We start from the raw sequence: 25,167 nt of genomic DNA on the forward strand, positions 1-25,167 counted from the left end.
TAAACGCGTCGCTTTTAGATCAACATTATATTCAGAGTACCTTGCAGTGCTCTGAATGTTTCTGTGTACCGCTGACAGTGTTATGCTTTTCCAGAGAGAATGAATTGGAATTTGCACGTGAAAATAACACTTTTGGGCGCAGGGGCTATTGGCGGTCTGTGGAGTTGCCAGCTAGCAAAACAGGGACATCATCTTCACTTATGGACTCGCGATAACGCTAAGAAAATCAACCTGACGTTTAAAGGATTAAACCAAGCAGAAACGGAACGGTTTACCTTTCATTGTAATGATAAAGCCGCTGTCACCGAGAGTGACTGCATATTTATCACAGTTAAAGCATTCCAGGTTGAGCAGGCACTGCGTGATTTACACCCTTATATTGGTTCAACCACCCCCGTTATCATTATGCATAATGGAATGGGAACCCAGCAGATGGTACACCAGCTGCTACCCAACAATCCGATTATTTACGCCACCACCTCACAGGCGGCCTTCAAATCCGGCCCACGGCAAGTGAATCATACCGGTATCGGGCAAACCTGGATGGGCGCTGAAAATAACGCTGGCAATAATTTCGCCTTCCTGGTCGAGGTATTCAACCAGGCTTTAGCGCCTTGTCAGTGGCATCAGGATATTTCGCAGCCCTTATGGCAGAAACTGGCTATCAACTGCGCCATTAATCCGTTAACCGCTAGCCATCAATGCCAGAATGGCAAACTGGCCCGGCCCGAGTTTAACGACTTGCTCACTCAAATCTGTCAAGAAGTGGCCACGGTAATGAGCGCGGAAGGCTATCGGGTGAAAGCCAGTGAATTAAGACAGCAAGTTGATGGGGTGATAAAAGCGACGGCGACCAACTTTTCTTCTATGAATCAGGATATTTGCCAGCAAAGGCCAACCGAGATCGATTATATTACGGGCTACCTGATAGCTCGGGCGAAGGTTCACGATATTCCGGTCCCCGTTAATACCCAGCTATGGCAGCAGATTAAACAACTGGAGCAAGAGTACAATGACGAATGACACTCAAACCAAAGTGGCCGTTTGTATCGCCCCCGGCACTGAAGAAATGGAAGCCATCAATACCATTGATATTTTAATTCGGGCTGGTTTTGATGTTACCACTGCCAGCGTCGCATCTGATGGTGCCTTGATTGTTGAAGGCTCTCGCGGTATTAAGCTGGTTGCAGATGTTGCATTGGTTGAAGTGGCAGACGAACCCTTTGATTGCGTGGTACTTCCTGGTGGTTTAGGGGGGGCAGAGTGTTTCCGTGACAGTCCGCTATTGGTTGAATTTGTTGCCCAGCACAAATATGACGGCAAGCTGATTGCGGCGATCTGCGCCGCCCCCGCGGTGGTTCTGGAACACCACAAGATGTTTCCGACCGCGCTGATGACTTCGCATCCCGCCTTCCAGCACCAAATACCCGACGCTCGTCTCCGCGTAAAACGTGTTGTTTTTGATACTAACAACAACTTGCTAACCAGCCAGGGGCCCGGCACGTCACAAGAGTTCGCTTTAGAAATCATTGTGCATTTAGCAGGCAAAGAAAAAGCCGCGGAAGTGGCTGCGCCGATGGTGGTATGGCCGAATATGCATTACGACGTGTTGCCAAGGCAATAGGGTCGAGGGTCGAGGGTCGAGCAAAAAAACATAAAAAAGCGAGAGCCAAGGCTCTCGCTTTTTACTAGAAACTCGTTTCTCGCCCCAGCGATTAAGGACGGTACACTTTTACGTTACTAAAGCCATTTTCTTTCAGGTATAACGCCTGCAAACGGCTCATTACGCCGCGATCACAGTACAGCAGGTACTCTTTACTCTGATCGAGATCGCCAAACTGAGTGGCCAGCTTATAAAACGGTAAATGCTTAACATCCACACCGTCGATGATAAGCGGGCTTTCATCTTCTTCATCCGGGCTACGGATATCCAGCACGATGGCATTGCTATCAATTTGATCAACCAGCTCAATTTCAGGTGCTTGTTCCTGGCTTTGCTTCTCGATATCACGAATATCCATCACTCGTGCTTCTTCAATCACACGATCAAGGATAGCAAAATCAAACTTGGCTTCTTCTGTCTCAAGTTTCTCTTTCACCGCTTTCACTGTTGGGTTCTTTGAAATCACGCCACAGAATTCAGGCATGGTTTTCGCGAATTCTTCGGTACCAATCTCACGTGCAACGTTGATAATATCTTCTTTGTCCCAATTGATTAAGGGACGAAGAATCAAGCTGTCAGTCACGTTATCGATCATACGTAAATTCGTCAGTGTCTGGCTCGACACCTGACCTAACGCTTCACCTGTCACCAAAGCTTGGATACCAAAACGTTCGGCAATCTGGCCTGCAGCACGCATGAACATGCGTTTAAGCACTACACCCATCTGGCCGTTGTCTACTTTTTCTAAAATTTCGGCAACTACGGGCTCGAAATCAATCGAAATGAATTTCACTTTTGCCGACGAACCGTACTTCTTCCATAAGAAGTGCGAGACTTGCTTCACACCAATCTCATGAGCAGGGCCACCTAAATTAAAGAAGCAGTAATGGACTTTACTGCCGCGCTTAATGTGCAGGTAGCTCGAAACACCTGAATCAAAACCGCCTGAAATCAAGCTAAGTACATCTTCCTGAGTTCCCAGAGGGAAACCGCCCAGGCCCTTATGACGCGCAAGCACTTGGTTAAGAATATTGTTCTCGACTTCAATATTAACCGTAACATCCGGTTTTTTCAGCTTAACCTTGGCTGATTCGACAGCTTGGTTCAAACCACCACCAACATAGCGTTCAAGTTCAATCGAAGTAAAATCATGCTTGCCAACACGCTTCGCACGTACGCAGAATGTTTTACCCTCGATGTCCTTACGCACCAGCTTCAGTGTTTTCTCATAAATATCGTGCATGTCAGTGAAGTAGGTTTGATTAACTTCAAGCACATGATGGATACCCGATGTTTGTGTTAATGCAGCCAGTACCTGGTCGCGAATCGTCTCATCTTTCACCGTTACTTCAATATAAGTACGACGGTTGACGACCGACACAGAATCAGACAAACGCTGAAGAATAATGCGAATATTGCTGTCTAGGATTTTGGTAAAGCGCTTACGAATAGATTCGCTCTTTACAAAAATCTCTGGATGGGGTTTTACGATAAATTTCATAACACGCTTCGCTACACAGGGCCAAACTAAAGGCGCGGATTATACAGCAAGCTTGCTGTTGCTGAAACAAAGATATATGCCCGAAACCATCTCAAGAGACGAACTCTTCATCTTGAGATGGTTTCGGCCGACAAGGCAATGTTAGCGCCTTGTACCACTAATAATAGCTATCCGGGATTATTCTGCGTGTCAGAACTGATGACTTCATCTGAATAATGCGGTTTGCCTTGCATGATAGAAATCTCAACCCGGCGATTTTCGGTACGTTGTTGTTCGGTTTTATTGCCATTTAACGGTGCGGTACCAGCCAGGCCAACAACGCGCAGGCGCTTATTGTCAAAACCCTTAACCTGCTCCATTTCCTGAGCAACCGAAACGGCGCGCTGGGCCGAAAGATCCCAGTTGGAACGGTATAATTCAGAATCAAGTTTTTGATTATCGGTATGGCCGGTAATTCTGATCACTCCCGGAACCTCTTTCACTAAATCGGCTATCTGGCGAACTAAAGGTCGGAATTTGGGCTGTAAAAAAGCAGATCCCGCAGGAAATGCCCCTTTTTCTTTTATCCGAATCACGACCTGCTGCCCGAAGTTTTCGACTTCGAGTGCACCATCTTTAATTTCTCGATCCAATGCTTTTTGCAACATTTCAAGCAATTGCGCTTGTGACTCAGACATTTCAGATTCATTGTTCTGATTGCTTTCGGTGGATACATCCGCGCTTTTCCCCCCGGTCAGTTTGCCAGCTTCACGCTTGGTACCGCCAGCCCGATCTGATTCCCCATCATGGAACTCTAACGTTCGCTGGGTCATATCAATAGTCTGCTGCATGATCACTTCAATCGGCGTCGGTTCAGGCCGTCCCGGGCGAAACTCCTGGGCGATAACACTTGTACCTTTCGGAATATCTTTAACATCCAGCATATTCTGAACGCCAAAAGCAAATTTCATTGAACCCGCAATCTGCTTGAACTTCATCACATCCATTTCAGAAAATGACAGCAACAGAACGAAAAAACACATCAGTAATGACATCAAATCTGCAAAGGTACCCAGCCAGGCTGGTAGCCCCGGCGGTGGACACTTGCAGCGTTCCCCTTCCATCATTCGGCTCCCATTAATTTGAATCTACATCGAAAATTCGTTTCTTCTCATTGAGGTAGTTCCTCAGGTAGCTATCAATCACACGCGGATTCTGACCATCTTGAATGGCCAGTACCCCATCCATGATCAAACGACGGTTAAGCTTCTCTTGTTCGCGACGCAGAGATAGCTTGTCAGCTATGGGGAAAAACACCATGTTCGACAATACTGCGCCGTACAGTGTAGTCAGAAGTGCCACCGCCATAGACGGGCCGATTGACTTCGGGTCATCCATATTTGAAAGCATCGCAACCAAGCCAACCAAAGTACCGATCATACCCATCGCGGGGGCGACGTCACCAAAAGCCCGGAACACCCCAGTTCCCTGCTCATGACGCTCATCGGTCAATGCAATGTCTTTATTCAGTGTCTCCCTTACCACATCCGCATCATGGCCGTCGACCAATAAGTCGATGCCTTTCTGCATAAAAGTATTGGTGATATCCATTTCTTCAAGTGCAAGAAATCCGCCTTTACGTGAAGCATCGGCCATTTCGACTACTTTAGCGATCAAGTCAGCGGGTTCATCACATTTAAAAATGAAAGCCTTACCAGCAACTTTACTGGCACCAAAAAATTGCCCCATGGTGAATTTCATCAATACAACAAAGACTGAACCACCGACTACAATCAGGATGGAAACCATATCAAAGAACATACTAATGCTGCCACCAAGCACCATTGCCATGATCACGAAGGCAAAACCACCAATTAAACCTATTAACGTAGCCAAATCCACGAAGAGTTCCCCTTTTGCGACTCGCAAGATACCGGATAGTACCTATTTTATACGGCTCTATTTTACAGAACTCGAAGTATATCGGCACCTTTCGTTTTTGATTTAGCTTTCTTGCTTCATAAAGACGAAATTTACTGTCTGCAGCACAGAATATTGTGACATAATTTGACCCAGAATAATCTCTACGTTATTTTTCCTGCACATTCAAAATAGTGAGCACTTTATGGCAGCTAAAAAACCAGAAAAGATGGCGTTTGAAGCCGCACTTGATGAGCTCGACACGATCGTCAGTGAGCTTGAATCGGGTGACATTGCGCTGGAAGACGCGCTGAAAAAGTTCGAGCGTGGTATTGCACTGGCACGTAGCAGCCAACAAAAACTCACCCAAGCCGAGCAACGCGTAGAAATTCTGCTACAAGCAGATGATGTAACACCTCTGACTGAATTTGATGCTAATAATGAATAACCCCCCATCTTTATCACAGTCTCTAAAATACTACCAAGAGCGAAGTAACCAGCAGTTAGCACATTGGATTGCGGCTCAACCTTTTGCCGGCCATACGCTGATAGAAGCGATGAAACATGGTACTTTGCTTGGCGGTAAACGCGTTCGCCCATTTCTGACCTATGTCACCGGGCAAATGCTAGGGGCTGAGTGTGCCGATCTGGATACCCCGGCGGCGGCCGTCGAATGCATTCATGCTTATTCGTTAATTCACGATGATCTGCCAGCGATGGATAACGACGAACTTCGTCGCGGTCAGCCAACCTGCCATATTGCCTTTGACGAGGCCACAGCCATTTTAGCCGGCGATGCGCTGCAAACCCTGGCATTTGAAATTCTTGCTGATGGCCCCCTGAGCCCTGAAGGAAATACCAGACGAGTGGCGATGATAAAAGAACTCGCTCAGGCATCCGGCGCGGCAGGTATGTGCATGGGGCAAGTGCTAGATTTAGAAGCAGAAGGTAAACATGTAGATTTACTAAAACTTAAATCGATTCACAAACACAAAACCGGTGCCCTGATCCGCTGCGCTGTTCGTTTAGGTGCATTGGCAGCAGGCCCCAAAAGTGTAGATGTATTACCCCAGCTTGATCAGTATGCTGAAGCAATTGGCCTGGCCTTTCAGGTTCAGGATGATATTCTCGATCTAACCGGTGATACCAAAACACTGGGTAAACCTCAGGGTTCAGATCTAGCTCTGGAAAAAAGCACCTATCCGGCTTTACTCGGATTAGAGGGAGCAAAAGAGAAAGCTCAGCAACTTTATCAAGAAGCGCTACAAGCATTGGATGCAATACCTTACAATACACACCAATTAGAAGTTTTCGCCCGATACATCATCGAGCGCAATAACTAAAATCAGTAAAAGCGCCGAAATGTTATGACTCTGGATATCTCAAAATACCCCCATCTGGCTCTGGTAAACACCCCAGATGAGTTACGATTACTGCCGCTTGAAAGTCTGTCAATGGTATGTGATGAGCTACGTACGTACTTACTCAATTCCGTCAGTCAGTCAAGCGGGCACTTTGCCTCCGGCCTCGGTGCTGTTGAGCTGACTGTTGCCCTGCATTATGTATACAACACCCCATTTGATCATTTGATCTGGGATGTTGGCCACCAGGCATACCCACATAAAATTCTCACCGGTCGCCGGGATCAAATGCCGACCATACGCCAGAAAAACGGTCTTCATCCGTTCCCATGGCGTGAAGAGAGCGAATACGACGTACTTTCTGTTGGTCACTCTTCAACCTCGATCAGCGCAGGTCTGGGCATGGCGATTGCGTCAGAAAAAGAGGGGCTGGGCCGTAAAGTCGTCAGTGTCATCGGCGATGGAGCCATTACGGCGGGCATGGCTTTTGAAGCCATGAACCATGCCGGTGATGTTCACTCCGACATGTTAGTGATTTTAAATGACAATGAGATGTCTATCTCTGAAAATGTCGGAGCCTTGAATAATCACTTGGCGCGTCTGCTATCCGGCAGCCTTTATACCACCATTCGCGAAGGTGGAAAAAAAGTGTTGTCTGGTGCGCCCCCCATCAAAGAGCTGGTTAAACGGGCTGAAGAACATATAAAGGGCATGGTAGTACCTGGCACCATGTTTGAAGAGCTAGGCTTTAACTACATCGGTCCTGTTGATGGCCACGATGTCGCAGAGCTGGTCAAAACACTGAAGAATATGCGCAACTTGAAAGGGCCGCAATTTCTTCATATTATGACCAAAAAAGGAAAAGGTTATGCACCGGCAGAAGCCGATCCGATTAACTACCATGCGGTACCAAAATTCGATCTGAGCCAGAACCCGCTACCGAAAGCGAAAGATGCCAAGCCTACTTTCTCTAAGATCTTCGGTGACTGGCTGTGCGATATGGCCGTTGAAGATGAAAAGCTGATGGCAATCACGCCGGCGATGCGCGAAGGCTCTGGCATGGTACGCTTCTCGAAAGAGCACCCGAGCCAGTACTTTGATGTTGCCATCGCAGAGCAGCATGCCGTCACTCTGGCCTGCGGCATGGCTATTGGTGGTTACCATCCGGTTGTTGCGATCTACTCGACCTTCCTGCAGCGTGGCTACGATCAGTTAATCCATGATATCGCTATTATGGATCTGCCCGTGATGTTTGCTATTGACCGTGGCGGCCTAGTCGGCGCGGATGGTCAAACGCATCAGGGATCATTTGACTTGAGTTTCATGCGCTGTATTCCCAATATGGTGATCATGGCACCCAGTGACGAGAATGAATGTCGTCAGATGCTCTATACCGGCCATAAGCACCAGGGACCAAGTGCGGTTCGTTATCCTCGTGGCTGCGGTATGGGTACTGAAATCCAATACCAAATGACCGAGTTGGAAATCGGCAAAGGCATCGTTCGTCGTCAGGGCGAAAAAGTCGCAATACTAAGCTTTGGAACGATGTTGTCCTACGCACTGGAAGCCGCAGAAAACCTCAATGCAACGGTGGCTGATATGCGGTTTGTTAAACCGCTTGATGAAGCCCTCATCCTGGAATTAGCGGCAGATCATGATGTACTGGTAACGGTAGAAGAAAATGCCATTGCCGGTGGTGCTGGCAGCGGTGTCATTGAGTTTATGATGAAGGCAAAATGCTTGAAACCCGTACTGAATATCGGCCTGCCCGACCGTTTTATTGAACCGGGCACACAAGCAGAATTGCACACATCACTGGGAATTGATGGCCCAGGTATCGAGAAACAAATTCGCGAGTATGTGAAGTAAAGTTTAAGTAACGAGAGGCGAGTTACGAGGACCGAGTTACTCGCCACTCGTCACTCGCTACTGTCCTACCCCCTTATCTGACTTTTTTCAGTACCGCTCCCTCATATCCGCCAATCTCGATATAACGTATCGGCGCACTTAACGTTCCGTCAATATTAACCCGCTGATATACCCCCGGTAAGGAAATCCGCATCGATTTCGCCTGAAAATAGTCTTTTTCGTCAGGTCTTTTGACTGCCCGATAAATAACCAAGCCACCGCTGTACTGCCTTGCCATCACCCCTTCGCTTGGGAAGTTCCCCAACCAGCCAGACCGATACAGCCAGAACCAGTTTGCTGCACGTAATTCGATAGCGGACAACTCGGTTGCGGTGCTTTTCGCTATATTATCCAGACTCTGCCAATACACCGCTTTATAGCCCTTGGGGGCTTTTACCGGACGACCTATATCCACCTCTAGCATTTTGGTCGGCTGATATACCCAGTTCTTCGGCACGCCCTGACGATACCAGTTTGCGGTGGTGGTATTACCGCTGCCGTACACAAAAGTCTGGTTCCAGCTGTGATAATAGGTCATTCCGGGGATATTAAAGAAATAATACAACGCTAATCCGGTTTCGATATCTTTATGCCAGGCAGTCATCGAAGCCGGTTGTAGTTCACTGCGTCCACCACGCGTTGTCGACATAATCAGGCTTTTATCGCCTAGATGAGCTAAGGCAAAACTGTCCCATGAACGCTGCATTTTCTTCAGGCCCATTGCCGGACTTAAGTAATGCTCTCGTAACCAAACATCCACAGCTTCACGTAATTGTTGGGGCCAGGCCGGATACTCCCACAAATTAAGATCTGAAATATTCGCTGCCAACCAATCAGTCTGGGTGCTATTTTTCACCTGCCGTAAAAACTGCGCCATCTGCCCGGCATAGACGCTCTCCGCACCGGCAGTGCCAGCGGTCTGCAAGATTTCCGCTATCCCCCCTCCTGAAAGCACCTTAAATTGGTTTTCTCCCAGCAACTTGGCCATGTCATCATTGTAAGCACCACTGAGCCCTTGCCGCTGCCAGTCATAGTAATACCAGCGGGCATGAAGCTCATTAACCGTCTGATCACTGAAATTAGTTCGATACCAGCAACTGCCGGCCCTCATTTTCCCGGCAGGGATCAGACGCGACTGATGACGGAAACGAGCACTTGCTGTGGTAGACGTTCGTGAACGGTATTCCAAATCACTGATATATCCATCGCCATTTTTATCATTACGCACATCCCAGCCAGGTATGATCAGCTCTTCATTGCGGAACGCCAGCCAAGACTTAAGATTAACAGCCGTTAATTTGCCAGCTATCGGCCAGCTTAGTTTTAAAGCCCATATTTTCAACCCGCTTGCCAGTGCCTTATTGCCTGGAGCTAGTTCGTGCTGCTGATAAGCAGGGAAAGCTGAAACCCAAGGGAATTTGATATCTAAATCGCCTTGCCACTGATCCTTAATCTTTAACCATTCACTATCTGTTGGCTGCCATTGAGCGATATCACCCTGTTCACTCGCAAGGCTACGTGCTACTTTTGGTGCAATATCTGAAGTCACGTTTAGCTGAGTAAATGGGTAGGAAGAGAGAAGGAGCAGCTCATCTGATGGCATTAACGATAGCGGCAACCGCACGGTAGAAAAGTTACCATCCCGAATCAGCAGTAGATGTAACGGCTGCCCTTGCAGCAAATAATCCATAGCCCGGCTAACAGAGGGCACTGACAGGCGGGTATCTTCGGTAAAATGCAGGTAGATATCTTCAATATCAATCTCTTGTTGATGCGCTTGCTTGCTCAACCAGGCCGTCTGTTCTCCGGGCTTACAGTCAAGCTTATGTGCATACATATAGCCCATTGCAATCGTCTGCTGATTAAGTTCTGCATTCTGCAAGCTACCAAACACCACATCGGCATGTCGCATCTCCCACTCTTCAACGTCTAGGGCTGAATCAAAGTTCGATGTGGCTAACGGCTCTTCCCACCCGCCTGGTAATACCCAGCCTGTCGCCGTCGACGGATAGATCTGAGCCATGGCGTGGGTTGTGAGGAATATACCGATAATCCCTGTCAGGCGTAACCAACACATATGTCACCACTGTTATTATTTATCAATCTGGTCTTAGTAAAGACTAGACGAACAAGTCATATAGTGTTGATTCAGAAGCAGGAAATTTTTAGGGATAGGTAAAAAAGCCGCGCAGTTGCACGGCTCGTTAAAACTTCTTTACTCTGCTCAATCCGGAGCGGTTACCAGCCCTGCCAGTACCCTACGCCCCACAGGGTGATCATCGCCATAAAACCAGCGAGAATATCGTCAATCATGATACCAAAGCCTCCATGGACATGCTTATCCAGCCAACTAATTGGCCATGGTTTAACCATGTCAAAGAAACGGAACAAAATAAAACCAGCAAGCACCCATTGCCAGCTCAGTACCGGGGCTATTGCCATGGTGACCCAGAAACCGACAAACTCATCCCACACGATACTGCCGTGATCATGCACCCCCATATCATCAGACGTTTTCTGACAAATCGTGATACCAATAATCGCAGCGATAATCGTGATCAGGAGATAGGCGGCAAAAGGCAGCTGGACCATCAGCAAATAAAATGGGATCGAGGCAACGGTACCCATGGTTCCCGGTACGATTGGCGATAAGCCACTGCCAAATCCTGTTGCTAACAGGTGCCAGGGATTTTTTAGGTTGATTAAATCTTTGGGATTACTCACACATTACTCCGCAAAATGGTCATAACCATGTAATTGCCATTCCAGCAACTCATCACGTCGCATCAGCTTAATACCCGTTCCGGTCCTTAGCTGACCAATACAGGTCGCTTTCACTCCGGTATGAGCCAAAGCGGTATCAAGCGTACCACGGTTCTGTTCGGGAACAGTAAAGCATAACTCGTACTCTTCGCCACTGGCCAGCGCCAATTGCTGGGCTTTTTCCAATTCAGGTTCAAAGGCTAACAGCTCTGCTGACAAGGGTAATTTATCAACATCGACGGTTGCAGCAAGCTGTGAGCGTTTCAGAATATGGCCGAGATCAGAAATCAAACCATCGGAAATATCTAAAGCGGATGATGCGATACCACACAGGGCCTGACCCGCAAGAATACGCGGTTGGGCTTTATAATGGCGTTCTAGCAAGGTCGCTTTCAGGGCTTCATCGGCCACGGTTACTTCGCCCAACAGCACAGCTAAGCCTGCGGCACTATCACCTAACTGACCGGTGACATAAATCCAGTCACCGGAGTTGGCACCACTGCGGGTGAGTGCCTGCCCTTCAGGAACAAACCCATGCACCGTTAAGGTAATGCTGAGTGGTCCTTTTGTGGTATCGCCACCAATCAACTGGACATTGAAATAATCCGCTAATGCAAAGAAACCGTCACAAAAACGGCGGAGCCAAACTTCGTCAGGAGTCGGCATGGTGAGGGCCAGAGATACCCAGGCAGGCGTCGCTCCCATTGCCGCAAGATCACTCAGGTTAGACGCTAACGCTTTGTGCGCGACCAGCGCAGGATCGGCATCGGCAAGAAAATGGGTTCCGGCAACCAGAGAATCGGTACTAACCGCCAGATGGCTGCCAGCAGGGACATTGAGCAACGCACAATCGTCACCAATAGCCAAGGCAACATCACGACGATTGACATTTTGATGCTCAAAATAGCGAGCGATGAGGTCAAATTCGTTACTAGCCATAATTCTTATTTTATTAGGTATTTCTTTGTTTATTGGACACAGAAAAAAGGCCAGCAAAGCTGGCCCCATAACATCGTTTCCGATTATTTCTTCTTGCGAAGTGTTGGTGCGGCTTTATCCAGCACACCATTCACAAATTTGTGGCTATCTTCTGCACCGAATATTTTTGCTAGTTCGATTGCTTCATTGATAACTACTTTATAAGGAACGTCTTCGCGCTTAATCATTTCGTACATCGCTAAGCGAAGTAACGCAAGTTCCATCTGGTCCAAATCTTGTAGCGGACGAGACAGGTATGGACGCATTTTGCTATCCAATTCCTGATGGTTAAGTACGACACCCGTTAACAGATCGCTAAAATAGCTTACATCTGTATGTGGTGCAGCAAGAACAGGAGCATCTGCTTGATGCTCTTCTTCTTCAAATTTATGATCAGTTAAGAAATGTTGTTCAATATCAGCAACATTGCCTTTCGTGATCTGCCAAGAATAAATAGCTTGTACAGCAAACTGACGTGCATTACGACGCGCGGCTGGTTTCACATTAACCCCCATTAGGATTCAATTTGGGACAGAACATTAACCATTTCAAGCGCGCTTAGTGCTGCTTCTGCGCCTTTATTACCAGCCTTGGTACCGGCACGCTCAATGGCTTGTTCGATAGAATCGACAGTCAGAACACCGAACGCGACTGGAGTATTAAACTCGAGTGCGACCTGAGCCAGACCTTTATTACACTCACCGGCAACATAATCGAAGTGTGGGGTTCCACCACGAATCACAGAACCCAGAGCAACGATAGCATCATAGCGATCGCTTTTAGCAATCTGCTGTGCAACTAACGGCAGCTCGTAAGCGCCAGGACAACGAACAACAGTGATATTGTCATCGCTTACCTGACCTTGACGTTTCAGCGCATCTAGTGCACCTGAAAGTAAGCTTTCATTGATAAAGCTGTTGAAGCGTGCGATTACGATAGCAACTTTTGCGTTTGGTGCCGCGATGGCGCCTTCAATTACCTTCATGGGCCTTCCTGTGACTATGTCTTTCCGGTTTGAGAAACCGCGGGAGTCTATCACACTTTATACAAGTGTCGCTACGGACAACCGGCGGTTTCACCCGATTAGTTAAATTTATATCCCTCTGCCGCGATCAACCTGCACAGGGATGGATTGAATTAGCGAAGCCTGCTTCAACAGGCCTTTTGCCCGTTGAAAAGGATTATTCACAAACGTACTCAACAATGTTCAGGCCAAAACCTGACAGTGAGTGGTAACGTTGAGTGCTGGATGATAGCAAGCGCATATCAGACACCCCTAAATCAGCCAGAATTTGCGAGCCGACACCGACCTGACGCGATTGATCCTTCGGATTCAATTTCACTTTCGGTTGACCGTCAGCCTGAGCCGACAAATTTTTCACCTTAGTGATAATTGTGTCATGGCTTTCCTGCTTGCTCAGCACCACCAGCACGCCACCGTCTTCGGCAATGCGCTTCATCGCGGCAGGTAACGTCCATTGAGATGCACCCGAATGCAGAATATCTTTAAACGTATCTTGCAGGTGAACACGCACTAGCGTCGCTTGCCCATCTTTTACTTCACCATTACGCAATGCATAGTGGATCTCGTTATCAATGGTATCACGGTAGGTGATCATATCGAACTCACCATATTCGGTTGGCAAACGACATTCAGCAATGCGTTCAATGGTGGTTTCGTTGTTATTGCGGTACTCGATAAGATCGGCAATCGTACCCAGTTTCAGGTCGTGCTTTTCAGCAAACACTTCCAGCTGCGGACGACGAGCCATGGTGCCATCTTCGTTAAGGATCTCAACGATCACACTGGACGGTTCCAAACCGGCTAAACGTGCAATATCACAGCCCGCCTCGGTGTGGCCTGCGCGGGTTAATACCCCGCCTTCCTGTGCCATCAGCGGAAAAATATGGCCCGGCATCACAATATCTGCAAAGCTTGCATCCGGTGCCACTGCCGCCTGCACGGTACATGCGCGATCGGCTGCAGAAATACCGGTGGTAACACCCTCTGCCGCTTCAATTGATATAGTAAAGTTAGTGCTGAACTGCTCGGTATTATCTTGTACCATCAATGGCAGATTCAGCTGCTTACAACGAGCATGGGTTAGTGTCAGACAAATCAGCCCACGGCCATGCATCGCCATAAAGTTAATAGCTTCAGGGCTGATTTTTTCGGCAGCAATGATCAGATCGCCTTCATTTTCACGATCTTCATCATCCATTAAGATAACCATCTTACCCTGACGAATATCATCGATAATTTCTTTTGCACTGCTTAAAGCCATAACAATACCCTTATTCTAACTTTTATCCTAAAAACCCAGTTTTAGCTAATAAGTCCATGGTCACTTCTGATTTTTTATCAGCTGCTTTTTCACCTAACATCAAACGCTCTAAATAGCGGGCAATAACATCCACCTCTAAATTTACTTTACGGCCCGCCTGGAATGACTCCATTGTCGTCTCTGCTGCAGTATGAGGCACGATAGTCAGTTTAAACTCACTGCCACGAATTGCATTGACCGTCAGGCTGATACCATCAATAGATACCGAACCTTTTTCAGAAATGTACTTAGCCAGATGGTCTGGGGCTTTTACCCAAAACTCAATCGCACGACCGGTATGGTTACGTTCAATAATTTCCCCAACCTCATCAACATGGCCAGAAACCATGTGACCGCCAAAGCGGGTCGTTGGCAGCATGGCTTTTTCCAGATTCACTTTCTGGCCTGATTTATAATCAGTAAACGCTGTACGCTTTAATGTCTCTAGGGATAGGTCAGCCACATACCCTTTCCCGGTTAGTTCAACTACCGTAAGGCAAACGCCATTGGTTGCGATACTGTCACCCAGTTTGACATCTGATAAATCAAGCTTACCTGAATCAACAGTAACAGAAATGTCTGCACCTTTTGGCGTCAACGCAGTAATGGTGCCTACAGCTTCAATAATGCCGGTAAACATATCTAAAAATTCCTTGATTCGCTCTATGCGTTAAACGCGAGCAATAATACGTAAATCAGGGCCCACCATGCGAACGTCGGTTATCTCAAGTTGAGGAACCTGAGACATCGCAGTCAGCCCTTGTAAATCAATTAACCCGCGGCTATCGCTACCCATCAGTTTAGGTGCCTGGTAAATGATCAGCTCATCAACCAATCCAGCAGACAGCAACGCCCCAGCCAATCCGGCCCCCGCTTCTACCCAGATATGGTTAATCTCTTGCTTTGCCAACTCAGCCATCAACAGTGACAAATCCAGCAGGTCAGAGTCTGGCTGACAGGGAATGAGCAGTTGAGTTACTGAATCAGACCAAACTTCCACCCCAGCTTCTGCCCGCGCCAGATAAGACTGCCCCGGCAAACTGAATAACTGATGATCAGGGGTCACACGATTCTGACTATCGATAATCACCCTCGATGGCTGGCGTAACGCCTCTTGTGGGTATTCGGTCTGGATCTGCTCACCCAGCTCATCCCACCGCACATTCAAAGACGGATCATCAGCCAATACCGTCGCACTGGTCGATAAAATCGCCCCGGCACAAGCGCGAAAGCGTTGTACATCAGCGCGAGCCTGCGGACTGGTAATCCACTGGCTTTCGCCATTAGCCAATGCCGTACGGCCATCAAGACTTGATGCTAATTTTAGCTGTACATAAGGCAACCCGGTTTTCATTCGCTTAATAAAACCGGCATTCAGCCCTTGTGCATCGGCTTCCAGCAACCCCGTCTGAACCTCAACGCCTGCGACTTGCAACATTTCAATCCCCCGTCCGCCAACTTGAGGATTGGGATCAACCATCGCGCAAACAACACGAGAAACTTTGGCGTTAATTAGCGCTTGGGCGCAAGGAGGAGTACGACCAAAATGAGAACAAGGCTCTAACGTCACATAAGCGGTAGCACCTTCGGCATGATCGCCAGCAGCACGCAGAGCAAACACTTCTGCATGGGGTTGCCCCGCCTGATAATGGTAACCTTCACCAACAATGGTTGTACCTTGAGCGATGACACAGCCGACATTTGGGTTAGGGGCTGTAGTGAAACGGCCACGTTTTGCCAGTTTTATGGCACGCAGCATCATGGCATGATCAATAGGAGAGAACATCTGACTTTGCATTTATTCAGCTTAGAGGTAGTGGAATAGCTCACCGTGACTAAAAACACACAATGAGCTAAACAATCACTTTTATTTTTCTAATTTGGCAATTTCTTCACCAAATTCACGAATATCTTCAAAACTACGATAGACCGAAGCAAAACGGATATAAGCAACTTTATCCAGCTCTTTTAACGCTTCCATCACTAAGTTACCGATCATATCAGACGGTACTTCGCGTTCACCCGTGGCGCGTAACCGGGATTTAATGGTGTTAATAGCACGTTCAATATCATCTGCGCTCACCGGACGTTTTTCTAACGCGTGTTGAATACCACCACGAAGTTTATCTTCGTTAAACGGTTCACGATTACCATTGGTTTTTATCACCCTTGGCATCACCAGCTCAGCTGTTTCAAACGTTGTATAACGCTCATTACAAGCTAAACATTGACGACGACGGCGGACTTGATGGCCATCGGCAACCAGACGGGAATCGATTACTTTGGTGTCATTTGCACCACAAAAAGGACAATGCATCATGCCTCCTAATTTTCGTCGACTCAGTGTAACCCATTTCAACCACGGATAAAGAATTTAACCTCAGTTTTCTTTGTAATCAGATAACAAAACAAAACACTTAGCATTTAGACTCTGCCAAAAAAACAAAACGGCACTATAAAAGTGCCGTTTTTCCAGATTCAACCTTACGCGATACTAGGTTCTAGATACTCGATACTCGATTCTAGGAGCAAAGCGTCCTCGCCACCCGATTAAGAGTAGACAGGTAGACGCTTACAGATTTCTAGTACTTTCGCTTTCGTCGCTTCAATTACTTCAGGCTTGTCAATGTTATCCAGTACATCACAGATCCAGCCAGCAAGCTGCTTGGTGTCTTCTGCGGTAAAACCACGACGCGTGATTGATGGCGTACCAATACGGATCCCAGAAGTAACAAACGGGCTGCGAGGATCATTCGGTACACTGTTTTTGTTCACTGTGATATTCGCCGCACCTAATGCTGCATCCGCCTCTTTACCTGTTATGCCTTTGTCGATGAGATCAACAAGGAACAGGTGGTTTTCAGTGCCGCCAGAAACGATGTTATAGCCACGCTCAAGGAACTCACCAACCATGACTTTGGCATTCTCAACAACGTGCTGCTGATAAACTTTAAATTCAGGCTCCATTGCTTCTTTGAACGCGACGGCTTTTGCTGCGATAACGTGCATCAGAGGCCCCCCCTGACCACCAGGGAATACTGCTGAGTTCAGCTTCTTATAAAGATCTTCACCTGCATTAGAAAGGATCAGACCGCCACGCGGACCTGCCAGCGTTTTATGCGTCGTCGTTGTTACCACATGCGCATGTGGCACCGGGTTAGGATAAACACCGGCAGCAATAAGACCTGCAACGTGAGCCATATCTACGAAGAAGTACGCGCCAACTTTGTCTGCGATTTCACGCATGCGCTTCCAGTCAACAACTTGAGAATACGCAGAAAAACCGCCAATGATCATCTTCGGTTTGTGCTCAACCGCCAGCGCTTCCATTTCTTCGTAATCAATCTGACCATTCTCATCAATTCCGTAAGGTATGATGTTGTAAAGCTTTCCTGAGAAGTTTACCGGAGAACCGTGAGTTAAGTGACCACCGTGTGCCAGACTCATACCTAGAACAGTATCGCCGGGATTCAGTAATGCCATGTAAACGGCATTGTTCGCCTGAGAGCCAGAGTGAGGCTGAACGTTAGCATACTCAGCACCAAACAGCTGGCAGGCGCGGTCAATGGCCAGTTGCTCGGCTTTATCGACATATTCACAACCGCCGTAGTAGCGCTTGCCTGGGTAGCCTTCAGCATATTTGTTAGTCAACTGAGAGCCTTGTGCTTCCATTACACGCGGGCTCGTGTAGTTTTCAGAAGCAATCAACTCGATGTGCTCTTCCTGACGTGCAGTTTCTTCCTGAATTGCTGCAAAAAGTTCCGCGTCATAGTCGGCAATATTCATATCGCGCTTTAGCATCTGTCTCTCCTGACTAAAATAACCACAAGTTGTTGGTAAAAACGAAATTCGCAAAGCTAGGCCCCATGGGGGCGCAAACGTTTTCGTTCCACCCATAATTAACGCTGTATTTTACAGAAATTGATCTAAATCAGATACCCCTAAAATAACTTTTTATTACAATTTCTTCATGTTTATTTTCGACGCATATATGAATAATTTTCATCTTTATTCAATAGCGGCTTACCTTGAACACTCTATCAGAGCAATATCAAGGAAAATTCAAAAAAACCATTTTACAAACCCGTAAAATTAAATTTACACCTGAATTTTATACCTTTCTCGCCCGATCTTCTTTATCAGCCTGAACGCTATTATCATTGCGTTCATAAATATAAGGAGTTTTCTTTTGAGCGGTAACAAGCATTCTTTGAATGAAAATATCATTGCCATCCTGACCGGCACCTTTATCGTTGCGCAGGGCGTTTTCTTTCTCCAGCAAGCTGACTTGCTGACTGGCGGAACAACGGGACTAGCACTATTACTCAGCCAGGTTGTTGATGTGTCTTTCGGTAAACTGTACTTCCTGATGAATACCCCGTTTTACCTGATGGCCTGGTTCCGCATGGGCCGGCAGTTTGCTATCACCAGCATCATTTCCGGAGGGTTGGTCTCGATCATCACCGACAACCTCCACCATGTACTGGAAATTAGCCGACTTGATCCGATTTACTGTGCAGTCATCGGTGGATTACTGATGGGCCTTGGCATGTTGATCCTCTTTCGTCACCGCACCAGCCTCGGTGGATTCAATGTACTGGTTCTCTACTGCCAGGAGAAATTTGGCATCGCGGCGGGCAAAATGCAGATGTGCATCGACATTTGTATTCTGGTTTGTTCTTTTTTCTTCGTGACACCGGTAATTTTGATCTTATCTGTACTGGGTGCCATCGTACTGAACCTGGTTCTGGCTATGAACCATAAACCAGGCCGCTATAATAATTTAGCCACACAACAGCCATAATACAGAGTAAAGGCTTTAGGAAAAGCGAGATGTCTGACATTTCGCTTCTCCCTAGAACCCTCTTTTCCTAGGGACTAGAGCCAGCTCTTAAATCGCGTCTTCGTCTTCTTCCCCTGTTCGTATGCGAACGACGCGTTCAACATCAAACATGAAGATTTTACCGTCACCAATCTTACCTGTTTGGGCGGTTTCGATAATCGTATCGATACATTGTTCGGCAACTTCATCTGCCACTACAATTTCAATTTTTACTTTCGGCAGAAAGTCGACCATGTATTCGGCTCCACGGTACAATTCAGTGTGGCCTTTTTGGCGACCAAATCCTTTCACTTCAGATACCGTCATACCCGTGATACCGACTTCAGCCAAAGCTTCGCGAACATCATCAAGCTTAAATGGCTTTATAATGGCTTCAATTTTTTTCATTTTTCATCGTCCTTTGCTGAGCAGAGGTTTACCAGTTAGTATCTCGATACTATTCTAGCCACCTGATTTATACCAATTTCATTAATTATCACCGATCTGACCGATTAAATTAAGCGCTATTAAGACTTTTCAATTTTTATGACTGTTGAGTAGCGGTTCAAAGAGAGTTGATCTGCCGAGTATAGAATCACATTAGAGTCCATCATTTTCAGCAATAAAAATACGGCATACAGCAACACCGTACTATTAATGGCTATAACAACTAGACTACGAAATGCAGGTAGGATCAGATCGGGTAAAAACGGGAGCAGGCTCATATCAAAAAACAGGGTTGCTGCCGGAATGAAAAAATAGAGAGGGATAAACCCCCACTTGTAGCCTTGAAGTAACCCGGCAAAGGCGCCAAGCCCAGAAAACAACACCAGCGCGGCAATAAAACCGGGGACGATACTTACCGGATTATCGTCAAATATGACGGTAAAAGTATCGATATATCTGATCAAACAACTCACAGCGAGAACGGCTAATACTTTTGCAGCACAGTCCGTCCCCTTCATTTTGGGAATATTCATTTCCATATTTCATCCTTGATATGGCACTTTGAAAATCGTCGGATCATGCCTTTAATCCGTGATTGTGTCCTTATCTGCTTTCAGTAAGCGTTGGCATCTCTCAAATCAAAATAATACCAATCGGGACAATTATCCCGATTGGTATAACCATTATATTAATGAATTCGCGGTCAACTGGACCAGATCTACGAATCCTTCTAATGAACGAACAACCCGGGTGTTCGGACTAGCCTGTAACGCGTTGCGGTTTAACCATACCGATTTCATGCCTGCTAACTGGCCGGCCTGAGCATCGCGCAGGGGGTGGTTACCGATATACCAGCATTGCTCCGGACTGACCTTACCTCTTTGACATGCCGCCTTAAAAATCCCCAAATCAGGCTTTGCTACGCCCGCCTGCTCCGATGTCATCACAAAACGAAAATAGTGACGAATACCGGTTTGCTCCAATTTGGCTTCTTGCTGATAGGTAAAACCGTTACTAAGCACAGCAAGAGGTGCGGTATCTTTTAACCGTTTCAATGCCGGTTCAACATCCGGAAACAAACGCCAGTGTTGTTGATAGATATTAAAATACTCGGTGAAGAGTTGATCGGCTTGTTTACTGGTTAACGGGCGCTTAAATAATTCACTAATACGAGCCCGGCGCTGCTGTTCAAAATTCAGCTCGCCAGCTCGCCAGCGGGCACGGTGTTTATCTGTGATCTGTCGCCATATCACCTCAGGCGTGTCTGTCAGTGCAATGACATTGTCATGATATCGTGAGACGAAGGTACGGATTGCATCCTGCTCCGCACCATCATGATCGAGTAACGTATTATCAAGATCGAAGAAAATCATACAGCCTCCTCACCATCACCAACCATTCTCCCAAATTAATAACAAATTATCTACAAGGCGAGAAAAATCGAACATCGGTGCTGATAAAGACTAATTCAGCCTATTTTTTGGCCGCTTTCTCTCTGTATTGCGACAAAAAAAGCCGCGACCTAATCTGGTCGCGGCTTTTTGTGTACTTGAACGTTTGGGTCTACATCAACCGATATTAACGCGCGCGTTACGGAACATACGCATCCACGGGCTGTTTTCGCTCCAGTCATCCGGGTGCCATGAGTTGGCCACGGTGCGGAATACACGCTCTGGGTGAGGCATCATAATAGTCACACGACCATCCGTTGTTGTCAGGCCCGTAATTCCGTTTGGCGAACCGTTCGGGTTAGCCGGGTAATTCTGGGTAACATTACCGAAGTTATCTAGGTAACGCAGTGCCACCGTGCCGGATTGTTCAATCGCATTGAGGTGCTCACCGTTACGCACTTCCACACGACCTTCACCGTGGGAAACCGCGATAGGCATACGAGAACCCGCCATCTCATTAAAGAACAAAGAGTCACTCTTCTGTACTTCAACCAGGCTAAAACGCGCTTCAAAACGTTCTGATTCGTTACGAACGAAACGTGGCCACAAATCAGCACCCGGGATCAAATCATGCAAGTTGGACATCATCTGACAACCGTTACAGACACCAAGTGCCAGTGTATCGTTGCGGTGGAAGAAGGCTTCGAATTGATCACGTGCCATGTTGTTGAACAACACTGACTTCGCCCAGCCTTCACCGGCGCCTAATACGTCGCCGTAAGAGAAACCGCCACAAGCGACAAGGCCATTGAAACCATCCAGCTTCACGTTGCCAGAAAGAATATCACTCATATGAACATCTCTCGCATCAAACCCTGCACGATCAAAGGCTGCTGCCATTTCTACGTGGGAGTTAACGCCCTGCTCACGCAGGATCGCCATTTGCGGTTTCGCGCCAGTCGAAATAAAGGGTGCAGCAATATCTTTATTAAGATCAAAGCTCAGTTTGGTATTCAAACCAGGATCGCTGTTGTCTTTCTTGGCTTCAAACTCTTGCAATGCACCTGTCGGGTTATCACGCATCGCCTGCATCTGGTACGTTGTTTCAGCCCAGATAGTGCGAAGCTCTGTACGGCTCTGATCTAAAACGCGGTCGTTGCCATTCCAGATACGAACCACATCTTCATCAACCACAGTACCGATAACATGGCTACAGGCTTCCAGGCCGTTTGTTGCCAGTACCGATTGAACCGTATCGAGATCTTCCGTTCGAACTTGCAATACCGCACCTAGCTCTTCGTTGAATAACGTTGCCAGTACATCTTCACACTCATCAAATTCAGAGGTGTTAATATCCACTTCAACACCGGTATGACCGGCAAATGCCATTTCAGCCAGCGTGACATACAGACCACCATCACCACGGTCATGGTAAGCCAGTACTTTTTCATCACGGACCAGAGCTTGAACTGCGTAGAAGAAGCCTTTTAGTAGCTCAGGGCTATCAACATCAGCAGGCTTATCACCCAGTTGCTTATAAACCTGTGCCAGTGCTGTTGCACCGAGGCGGTTTTGACCACAGCCGAGATCAATCAATACCAGGCTTGATTCGCCTTTATCGGTACGTAGCTGAGGCGTTACTGTTTTACGGACGTCTTCAACACGGCCAAATGCGGTAATAACCAATGATAGCGGAGAGGTAACTTCTTTCTGTTCACCGTCTTGTTCCCACAGGGTCTTCATCGACATCGAGTCTTTACCAACGGGAATGGTCAGGCCAAGCGCCGGACACAGCTCTTCACCAACCGCTTTAACTGCTTCGTACAGACCCGCATCTTCGCCTGGGTGGCCCGCAGAAGACATCCAGTTCGCAGACAGATTGATACGCTTCATGTCGCCAATATCAGCACTTGCGATATTGGTAATGGCTTCACCGACGGCTAAGCGTGCAGACGCACCGAAATCAAGCAATGCAACAGGCGTACGCTCACCCATCGACATTGCTTCACCATGATACGTGTCATAGCTCGCTGCTGTTACGGCGCAGTTAGCAACCGGAACCTGCCACGGACCAACCATCTGATCACGTGCAACCAGACCTGTTACCGTACGGTCACCAATGGTGATCAGGAAGGTTTTCTCTGCTACAGCTGGCAGACGAAGTACACGGTGTGTTGCTTCTTCTAACTTGATAGCGCTGCGATCAATAGCCTGACCTTGCGCTTTTTTCGTCTTAACGTCGCGATGCATCTTCGGCGCTTTACCCAACAAGATGTCCATCGGCATATCAATTGGCGTATTGTCAAAGTGGCTGTCTTCCAGCGTCAGGTGACGCTCTTCGGTTGCTTCACCCACGACGGCGTATGGCGCACGCTCACGTTTACAAATTGCCTCAAATGCCGCCATATTTTCTGGCGCAACCGCCATAACATAACGTTCTTGCGATTCGTTACACCAGATCTCTAACGGGCTCATACCAGGTTCATCGTTAGGTACATCACGCAGCTGGAATTTACCGCCACGCTCGCCGTCATCAACAAGCTCAGGCAGCGCATTAGAAATACCGCCCGCACCCACATCGTGGATAAAGGCGATTGGGTTGCTTTCACCCATCTGCCAGCAACGGTCGATCACTTCCTGGCAACGACGTTCCATCTCTGGGTTTTCACGCTGTACCGACGCAAAATCTAAATCCTCTGCAGACTGACCCGATGCCATGGATGAAGCAGCGCCGCCGCCCAAACCAATGTTCATTGCAGGGCCGCCAAGTACGATAAGTTTGGCACCGACTGGGATTTCTTTTTTCTGTACGTGTTCTGCACGAATATTACCCATACCACCAGCAATCATGATTGGCTTGTGGTAACCGCGGATTTCTTCGCCGTTGTGCGAGGTCACTTTTTCTTCGTAGGTACGGAAGTAACCTAACAGGTTAGGACGTCCGAATTCGTTGTTAAATGCAGCGCCACCTAGCGGGCCTTCGAGCATGATATCTAAGGCGTTAACAATACGACCCGGCTTACCGAAGTCGGTTTCCCATGGCTGTTCAAAACCAGGAACGCGCAGGTTAGACACAGTGAAGCCCACCAGACCAGCCTTGGGCTTTCCGCCGATACCGGTCGCGCCTTCATCACGAATTTCACCACCAGAGCCGGTAGCAGCACCAGGCCAGGGAGAAATGGCGGTTGGGTGGTTATGGGTTTCTACCTTCATCAGGATATGTGCCGCTTCCTGATGGTAGTTATATTGACGAGACTCTGGGTTGGGGAAGAACCGGCCGACTTCAGAACCTTCCATGACTGCGGCATTATCTTTGTACGCCGACAGAACGTGCTCATGGTTCTTTTCGTAGGTGTTCTTGATCATTTTGAACAATGACTTTTCCTGATCGACACCGTCGATAGTCCAGTCAGCGTTAAAGATCTTATGACGACAGTGCTCTGAGTTTGCCTGCGCAAACATCATCAGTTCGATGTCGTTAGGGTTGCGCCCTAACTTAGTAAAGTTGTCGACTAAGTAGTCGATTTCATCTTCAGCCAGTGCCAGACCCAGCCTCAGGTTCGCCTCTTCCAGCGCTTTTCGGCCGCCAGCTAAAATATCAACGCTCTGAACTGGTGCCGGGTCAGCTTGGGTAAAGAGTGCAGTCACCGCATCTAAATCAGTGAAAACAATTTCCATCATGCGGTCGTGGATCAGACCTTTGAGCTCAGTCAGTTGTACATCCGTAAGTTCAGCCGTTGTGTCTACATAGTAAGCCGTACCACGCTCTAGGCGCTTAACGTTATTTAACGCACAGTTATGGGCGATGTCAGTCGATTTAGAAGACCATGGAGAGATAGTTCCCGGACGAGGGGTAACCAGCAGCATCGTGCCTGTAGGCTCATGCTCAGCAATCGTAGGACCGTAGGTTAGCAGGCTTGCCAGCTTGCTTTGCTCATCAGCATTCAGGGGAGCCGATACATCAGCAAAATGCATAAACTCAGCGTAAATGCCTGACACAGGCAGATCTAACTCGCGGCAACGCTCTAGTAGCTTATTAACGCGAAACTCAGACAGTGCGGGTGAACCACGCAAAATTTCCATGTGCGTACGTCTCTCGATTAGCAGTTG

23 protein-coding genes are annotated in these 25,167 nt (G+C 47.6%); 6 read left to right on the forward strand and 17 right to left on the reverse strand.

Features of this window, described 5'->3' with window-relative positions:
- The first annotated feature begins 117 nt into the window (after positions 1–117).
- Positions 118–1,023, forward strand: coding sequence for a 2-dehydropantoate 2-reductase (gene panE, locus C9I89_RS19145; protein WP_107284922.1), 906 nt, complete (start codon positions 118–120; stop codon positions 1,021–1,023).
- A complete protein-coding gene (gene yajL / locus C9I89_RS19150) occupies positions 1,013–1,624 on the forward strand; it encodes a protein deglycase YajL (RefSeq protein ID WP_107284923.1) in 612 nt (203 codons plus the stop codon). Before panE ends, yajL begins: the two co-directional genes overlap by 11 nt.
- A gap of 91 nt (positions 1,625–1,715) precedes the next feature.
- Here the strand turns inward: yajL and thiI are convergent, their stop codons facing one another.
- The 3 genes from thiI to pomA all read right to left on the reverse strand — a co-directional run bounded on the left by thiI (position 1,716) and on the right by pomA (position 5,045).
- Complete coding sequence (thiI, locus tag C9I89_RS19155) at positions 1,716–3,164, reverse strand: tRNA uracil 4-sulfurtransferase ThiI (protein WP_107284924.1); 1,449 nt, start codon at positions 3,162–3,164, stop codon at positions 1,716–1,718.
- A 167-nt stretch (positions 3,165–3,331) separates the two neighbouring features.
- Positions 3,332–4,270, reverse strand: a complete 939-nt coding sequence (locus C9I89_RS19160) for a flagellar motor protein MotB (RefSeq protein WP_425440423.1) — start codon at positions 4,268–4,270, stop codon at positions 3,332–3,334.
- Between the two features lie 10 nt (positions 4,271–4,280).
- The gene (gene pomA / locus C9I89_RS19165; RefSeq protein WP_107284926.1) at positions 4,281–5,045 is read right to left on the reverse strand and encodes a flagellar motor protein PomA; all 765 of its coding nucleotides are present in this window, start codon (positions 5,043–5,045) and stop codon (positions 4,281–4,283) included.
- Between the two features lie 223 nt (positions 5,046–5,268).
- On the opposite strand from pomA, the gene xseB reads away from it, so the two are divergent.
- From xseB to dxs, 3 genes are read left to right on the forward strand one after another with little or no spacing between them, the layout of a single operon-like run.
- Positions 5,269–5,511, forward strand: coding sequence for an exodeoxyribonuclease VII small subunit (gene xseB / locus C9I89_RS19170; RefSeq protein ID WP_107284927.1), 243 nt, complete (start codon positions 5,269–5,271; stop codon positions 5,509–5,511).
- On the forward strand, positions 5,504–6,406 hold the full coding sequence (gene ispA / locus C9I89_RS19175; protein WP_107284928.1) for a (2E,6E)-farnesyl diphosphate synthase: 903 nt from the start codon (positions 5,504–5,506) through the stop codon (positions 6,404–6,406). The genes xseB and ispA overlap by 8 nt, the downstream gene beginning before the upstream one ends.
- A 24-nt stretch (positions 6,407–6,430) precedes the next feature.
- Positions 6,431–8,293, forward strand: coding sequence for a 1-deoxy-D-xylulose-5-phosphate synthase (dxs, locus tag C9I89_RS19180; RefSeq protein WP_107284929.1), 1,863 nt, complete (start codon positions 6,431–6,433; stop codon positions 8,291–8,293).
- Between the two features lie 73 nt (positions 8,294–8,366).
- Here dxs and C9I89_RS19185 read toward each other — a convergent pair whose 3' ends face one another.
- The 10 genes from C9I89_RS19185 to glyA form a co-directional block, all read right to left on the reverse strand.
- Positions 8,367–10,409: a hypothetical protein gene (locus tag C9I89_RS19185; RefSeq protein WP_107284930.1), complete on the reverse strand. Its 2,043-nt coding sequence runs from the start codon at positions 10,407–10,409 to the stop codon at positions 8,367–8,369.
- Between the two features lie 161 nt (positions 10,410–10,570).
- A complete protein-coding gene (pgpA, locus tag C9I89_RS19190) occupies positions 10,571–11,056 on the reverse strand; it encodes a phosphatidylglycerophosphatase A (protein ID WP_107284931.1) in 486 nt (161 codons plus the stop codon).
- Between the two features lie 3 nt (positions 11,057–11,059).
- On the reverse strand, positions 11,060–12,034 hold the full coding sequence (thiL, locus tag C9I89_RS19195) for a thiamine-phosphate kinase (RefSeq protein ID WP_107284977.1): 975 nt from the start codon (positions 12,032–12,034) through the stop codon (positions 11,060–11,062).
- 83 nt (positions 12,035–12,117) lie between these two features.
- Positions 12,118–12,588, reverse strand: a complete 471-nt coding sequence (gene nusB / locus C9I89_RS19200) for a transcription antitermination factor NusB (protein WP_107284932.1) — start codon at positions 12,586–12,588, stop codon at positions 12,118–12,120.
- Positions 12,588–13,058: a 6,7-dimethyl-8-ribityllumazine synthase gene (gene ribH / locus C9I89_RS19205; protein WP_107284933.1), complete on the reverse strand. Its 471-nt coding sequence runs from the start codon at positions 13,056–13,058 to the stop codon at positions 12,588–12,590. The genes nusB and ribH overlap by 1 nt, the downstream gene beginning before the upstream one ends.
- A gap of 196 nt (positions 13,059–13,254) precedes the next feature.
- Positions 13,255–14,358, reverse strand: coding sequence for a bifunctional 3,4-dihydroxy-2-butanone-4-phosphate synthase/GTP cyclohydrolase II (gene ribBA, locus C9I89_RS19210; protein WP_107284934.1), 1,104 nt, complete (start codon positions 14,356–14,358; stop codon positions 13,255–13,257).
- A gap of 22 nt (positions 14,359–14,380) precedes the next feature.
- Positions 14,381–15,037 (reverse strand): riboflavin synthase, encoded by a 657-nt coding sequence (locus C9I89_RS19215; protein WP_107284935.1) that lies wholly within the window; start codon positions 15,035–15,037, stop codon positions 14,381–14,383.
- Between the two features lie 30 nt (positions 15,038–15,067).
- Entirely contained in the window at positions 15,068–16,183 is a 1,116-nt protein-coding gene (gene ribD, locus C9I89_RS19220; RefSeq protein ID WP_107284978.1) for a bifunctional diaminohydroxyphosphoribosylaminopyrimidine deaminase/5-amino-6-(5-phosphoribosylamino)uracil reductase RibD, read from the reverse strand.
- Between the two features lie 81 nt (positions 16,184–16,264).
- Complete coding sequence (gene nrdR, locus C9I89_RS19225) at positions 16,265–16,714, reverse strand: transcriptional regulator NrdR (protein WP_107284936.1); 450 nt, start codon at positions 16,712–16,714, stop codon at positions 16,265–16,267.
- 233 nt (positions 16,715–16,947) lie between these two features.
- On the reverse strand, positions 16,948–18,198 hold the full coding sequence (glyA, locus tag C9I89_RS19230; protein ID WP_107284937.1) for a serine hydroxymethyltransferase: 1,251 nt from the start codon (positions 18,196–18,198) through the stop codon (positions 16,948–16,950).
- 388 nt (positions 18,199–18,586) lie between these two features.
- Between glyA and C9I89_RS19235 the strand changes: the two genes are divergently transcribed.
- A complete protein-coding gene (locus C9I89_RS19235; RefSeq protein ID WP_107284938.1) occupies positions 18,587–19,201 on the forward strand; it encodes a YitT family protein in 615 nt (204 codons plus the stop codon).
- 87 nt (positions 19,202–19,288) lie between these two features.
- On the opposite strand, the gene glnB is transcribed toward C9I89_RS19235, so the two are convergent.
- The 4 genes from glnB to purL all read right to left on the reverse strand — a co-directional run bounded on the left by glnB (position 19,289) and on the right by purL (position 25,140).
- Positions 19,289–19,627, reverse strand: a complete 339-nt coding sequence (gene glnB / locus C9I89_RS19240; protein ID WP_107284939.1) for a nitrogen regulatory protein P-II — start codon at positions 19,625–19,627, stop codon at positions 19,289–19,291.
- A 119-nt stretch (positions 19,628–19,746) separates the two neighbouring features.
- A complete protein-coding gene (locus tag C9I89_RS19245; RefSeq protein WP_107284940.1) occupies positions 19,747–20,205 on the reverse strand; it encodes a hypothetical protein in 459 nt (152 codons plus the stop codon).
- A 144-nt stretch (positions 20,206–20,349) separates the two neighbouring features.
- The gene (locus C9I89_RS19250) at positions 20,350–21,039 is read right to left on the reverse strand and encodes an HAD family hydrolase (protein ID WP_107284941.1); all 690 of its coding nucleotides are present in this window, start codon (positions 21,037–21,039) and stop codon (positions 20,350–20,352) included.
- Between the two features lie 195 nt (positions 21,040–21,234).
- On the reverse strand, positions 21,235–25,140 hold the full coding sequence (purL, locus tag C9I89_RS19255; protein WP_107284942.1) for a phosphoribosylformylglycinamidine synthase: 3,906 nt from the start codon (positions 25,138–25,140) through the stop codon (positions 21,235–21,237).
- Positions 25,141–25,167: the final 27 nt, after the last annotated feature.

The sequence above is a fragment of the Photobacterium lipolyticum genome (assembly GCF_003026475.1).
Lineage (GTDB): Bacteria > Pseudomonadota > Gammaproteobacteria > Enterobacterales > Vibrionaceae > Photobacterium > Photobacterium lipolyticum.

Coding starts and splice junctions, on each gene's coding strand:
- purL (WP_107284942.1), bottom strand. CDS start 25,140: ATGGAAATTTTGCGTGGTTCACCCGCACTGTCTGAGTTTCGCGTTAAT.
- ispA (WP_107284928.1), top strand. CDS start 5,504: ATGAATAACCCCCCATCTTTATCACAGTCTCTAAAATACTACCAAGAG.
- thiI (WP_107284924.1), bottom strand. CDS start 3,164: ATGAAATTTATCGTAAAACCCCATCCAGAGATTTTTGTAAAGAGCGAA.
- ribBA (WP_107284934.1), bottom strand. CDS start 14,358: ATGGCTTTAAGCAGTGCAAAAGAAATTATCGATGATATTCGTCAGGGT.
- xseB (WP_107284927.1), top strand. CDS start 5,269: ATGGCAGCTAAAAAACCAGAAAAGATGGCGTTTGAAGCCGCACTTGAT.
- C9I89_RS19215 (WP_107284935.1), bottom strand. CDS start 15,037: ATGTTTACCGGCATTATTGAAGCTGTAGGCACCATTACTGCGTTGACG.
- C9I89_RS19185 (WP_107284930.1), bottom strand. CDS start 10,409: ATGTGTTGGTTACGCCTGACAGGGATTATCGGTATATTCCTCACAACC.
- dxs (WP_107284929.1), top strand. CDS start 6,431: ATGACTCTGGATATCTCAAAATACCCCCATCTGGCTCTGGTAAACACC.
- ribD (WP_107284978.1), bottom strand. CDS start 16,183: ATGTTCTCTCCTATTGATCATGCCATGATGCTGCGTGCCATAAAACTG.
- glnB (WP_107284939.1), bottom strand. CDS start 19,627: ATGAAAAAAATTGAAGCCATTATAAAGCCATTTAAGCTTGATGATGTT.
- yajL (WP_107284923.1), top strand. CDS start 1,013: ATGACGAATGACACTCAAACCAAAGTGGCCGTTTGTATCGCCCCCGGC.
- thiL (WP_107284977.1), bottom strand. CDS start 12,034: ATGGCTAGTAACGAATTTGACCTCATCGCTCGCTATTTTGAGCATCAA.
- ribH (WP_107284933.1), bottom strand. CDS start 13,058: ATGAAGGTAATTGAAGGCGCCATCGCGGCACCAAACGCAAAAGTTGCT.
- C9I89_RS19250 (WP_107284941.1), bottom strand. CDS start 21,039: ATGATTTTCTTCGATCTTGATAATACGTTACTCGATCATGATGGTGCG.
- glyA (WP_107284937.1), bottom strand. CDS start 18,198: ATGCTAAAGCGCGATATGAATATTGCCGACTATGACGCGGAACTTTTT.
- nusB (WP_107284932.1), bottom strand. CDS start 12,588: ATGGGGGTTAATGTGAAACCAGCCGCGCGTCGTAATGCACGTCAGTTT.
- C9I89_RS19160 (WP_425440423.1), bottom strand. CDS start 4,270: ATGATGGAAGGGGAACGCTGCAAGTGTCCACCGCCGGGGCTACCAGCC.
- C9I89_RS19245 (WP_107284940.1), bottom strand. CDS start 20,205: ATGGAAATGAATATTCCCAAAATGAAGGGGACGGACTGTGCTGCAAAA.
- nrdR (WP_107284936.1), bottom strand. CDS start 16,714: ATGCATTGTCCTTTTTGTGGTGCAAATGACACCAAAGTAATCGATTCC.